Consider the following 2843-nt stretch of genomic DNA (forward strand, 5'->3'; position numbering starts at 1 on the left):
TATACATTATGCGAAGTCGCTACATTGACGCTCCTGTGCGCCCTGGCGGCCTATCACTGCTGGTCCCTCCACAGGAAGCGGACTGGACAATGACGTTTGACACCTACGAACGCGTAGACCTGACCGGCCCTTGGGCCGGTTTTGGTTTTCAGGGACATCGATTCTTCACACCAGAAAATTACGACATCGAGCCGTGCGGCATGCGGTACTGGGCGCTGACCTGTGCCATCGCACGGGAGTGGTCGCTGATGATGTCTGAAGAACGCAATACCCGCTCGGCGAACCCGCGAACGCCTACTGCCACAAGGTCTCCGGGGTCGCGTTTGTCTCAAAGCGCAGAAGTGATCTACCTGCGGGACGTACTCCGGCGCAGGCGTGAAAAGCGGTCATCAGTGGTGGATGGCGCGGGGTCCGCCGATCGAGCGCGGGTGGTCCGGCACACGCGTAGGCCACGAGGTCCACGGCGCGGGTGAAGCGTTATCCGTAGGGGCGATGCCCCTACACCCCTACAATGCCGGTTCATCGTCATTGGGGACCGTATGAGCTACAGACCGCAGAACAACCACGATGGGCTTTGGTGGGAAATCGCCCTGGGCATCTTCGTAGGCCAGCTGATGACTGCAGCCTTTGCAGGGATCGTAGCGCTGTGCCTGGGCTACTTCACATTCCGAAGCGTCAGCGCAGGATCACCAACACCACTACCACAACGGCTATACACGCCGCGCTACCAGCACGCAGCGCCGGCACCGCTGCAACTAAGGCCGTTGGAATCGGACGAACGATGCATTCAACACAAGCGTTTCCGGCGACTGTCGAACGGATGGCAGGAATTGCCGAACGATGCGTGCTGAATCGTGACGCGTCACGAAACTACATGTCCAACGTGGTAGCCGGCGTGCTTGTGGTCGTCTGATAGGGCTTGCTTTCCGGGAACGTGCCGAGGCTGCGCGGAACATGCACAATCACGCCGCTTCTTTGGTGATCGCGATCAGCGCCACCGGCGTCACTCCCTGCGGTCGCAACGCCAGCAGCGCCGTCGCTCTTGCCATCAGGCGAGGTGTTATAGAGGCGTGGATCCTGCTCGCGCACTGGCTCGTGCCACGGCCACGCCGTCGCCACCACTGTGTGCTTGCCCGCAACAAGCCGCACACCATATGGCTGCACCGTCGCATCGAAGCCCAATGCGCGAAGCTGGGCAAGGTCCAGTTGCTCAAGCACGATATTCGACGTGTCGATCCACTGGAGCCACGCACGATCATGCCCGGCAACCTGCGCAATGGCAGCAACACGAATGCGACCCTTTGCGGCGAGCTCGATCACATAGCGCTGTTCCGGCGTCAGATCGGCGAGCGGATCAGCCACAACCGCCGCAACGGCCTGCTGCCCAGGTGCGGACACCAGCTCGCCCGGCTTGAAAACCTGCCCGACCGCTGGCGTCGATGACGGACCAGCAGCAGCGGCATGCGGTGGCTGTTTACCCTTGTTGAAGTAGCTGGCGAAGAAATAAAGCCCGACGCCGCCAACCACCAGAAAAATCACGGCGCGCACCGCCATCGCGGCCCAAACGTTTTTGCCGCCTTCTTCATAGACCTCGGTGTTTTCCGCACCAGGCGCATAGCCGTCATACAACGGAAAAATCGCCGAATCGTATTTGAGCGTCTGGCCGCCCACCTTCTCGAATTTGCCGGGCGACGTGGTGTGGAAATACGTCACGCGGTACCGGCTTTTCATGCCAACGGCAGTGAGCTTCTGGAACGTGTTTTTCTTCTCGATACGTGCTTTGACCGCTGAATGCAGGCGGTTGATCCACTGCGTCATGATGACCGCATCGCCACCGTTCTGACCGAGCAGCGCCCAGAAATTCTCAACAGCCGGTTCAAGCGGCTTGCGCTCGTTGACGTAGAACTCGTGGACCTCATCGATCACCACAAGCGCATCCTTGAAGTCATCGGGGATACACCACTTGCCCGACTCATCTTGGGTGCATGCGAACAGCTTCGCCACGTCCTTCGTATCGACCAGCACGAGCAGATCGCGCACGTCTTTTTCCTGCATGCCCAGGTGCTTGGCAATGCGGTCATGACGCAAGCCGTTGAGACGTGCAAAGACGCGACGCCCCTTCTTGATCGCAGGAAGAATGTGATGCTTTACCGCGTCGTAGCTCTTGCCGGCACGCGGTACGCCTTCGTTGAAAACGAGCATGTCACCAAATCCCAAGCGTCAACACGCGACGCAACAAGTAGAAGATCATCGCAGCGCCAATGGCAACCAGCGACGGCCCAATCATGAAAACGTCGGCGAACCACAAGATCGTGCTGCCTGCATTTCCCAACATGCCGCCAATGCTCTGGCCTTTCATGAAATCAGGCATCGGCAGCAAGTTAATCACGTAGAGAACCGCCGAGAGCATCTGATCGAGCCACATCACAAACAGGTCGCCAATGAAATCGGCGAACGCCTGCCAAATCAATTTGACAGCCTTCCAAATCCATGCAGTTAGATCACTGAACCAACCAACTTGCATACCGCGCCCCTTATGTGACAGCAATGCGCATCGCCGCATACGCGGCAATCGCCAAAATGACCCACCCACACGCACGCAGAAACCCAAGAAACGTGCCACTACAGTGAAAATCAATCTTCATGGCATCCCAGAACCTCGACGCACCCAAGGTAAACACGGGACACGATCCGCCAGACGGAACCGTCATAAAACTTGCGATGCCACCTGCAATGGGCGTAGCGCGCACCTGGGCCGCGAACTTGGACACAACCGACTCCACTGTCTTGTCGCTCTTGGTATACAGATCACCCATCGGTGCACCCGCGCCAGGATCATCGCC

At 58.6% G+C, this 2843-nt stretch carries 4 protein-coding genes and 1 pseudogene; 2 read left to right on the forward strand and 3 right to left on the reverse strand.

Annotation, left to right across the window (positions count from 1 at the left end; genetic code table 11):
* Positions 1–89: 89 nt before the first annotated feature.
* Both NX05_RS25065 and NX05_RS23270 read left to right on the forward strand, forming a co-directional pair.
* Complete coding sequence (locus tag NX05_RS25065; protein WP_039434277.1) at positions 90–473, forward strand: hypothetical protein; 384 nt, start codon at positions 90–92, stop codon at positions 471–473.
* 66 nt (positions 474–539) lie between these two features.
* Positions 540–851, forward strand: a complete 312-nt coding sequence (locus NX05_RS23270) for a chloride channel protein (RefSeq protein WP_080765171.1) — start codon at positions 540–542, stop codon at positions 849–851.
* Between the two features lie 19 nt (positions 852–870).
* Here NX05_RS23270 and NX05_RS19765 read toward each other — a convergent pair whose 3' ends face one another.
* The 3 genes and pseudogenes from NX05_RS19765 to NX05_RS19775 all read right to left on the reverse strand — a co-directional run.
* Positions 871–2202, reverse strand: a complete 1332-nt coding sequence (locus tag NX05_RS19765) for a zonular occludens toxin family protein (RefSeq protein ID WP_039438729.1) — start codon at positions 2200–2202, stop codon at positions 871–873.
* Position 2203: 1 nt separating this feature from the next.
* Entirely contained in the window at positions 2204–2524 is a 321-nt protein-coding gene (locus NX05_RS19770) for a hypothetical protein (RefSeq protein WP_039438731.1), read from the reverse strand.
* A gap of 10 nt (positions 2525–2534) precedes the next feature.
* Positions 2535–2843: pseudogene (locus tag NX05_RS19775) on the reverse strand (hypothetical protein); the annotation flags it as partial.

The organism is Xanthomonas vasicola, assembly GCF_000772705.2.
GTDB lineage: Bacteria > Pseudomonadota > Gammaproteobacteria > Xanthomonadales > Xanthomonadaceae > Xanthomonas > Xanthomonas vasicola.

Bases quoted from the DNA above. Each gene is read 5' to 3' on its own strand.
- NX05_RS25065 (WP_039434277.1), top strand. From the start codon at position 90: ATGACGTTTGACACCTACGAACGCGTAGACCTGACCGGCCCTTGGGCC.
- NX05_RS23270 (WP_080765171.1), top strand. From the start codon at position 540: ATGAGCTACAGACCGCAGAACAACCACGATGGGCTTTGGTGGGAAATC.
- NX05_RS19765 (WP_039438729.1), bottom strand. From the start codon at position 2,202: ATGCTCGTTTTCAACGAAGGCGTACCGCGTGCCGGCAAGAGCTACGAC.
- NX05_RS19770 (WP_039438731.1), bottom strand. From the start codon at position 2,524: ATGCAAGTTGGTTGGTTCAGTGATCTAACTGCATGGATTTGGAAGGCT.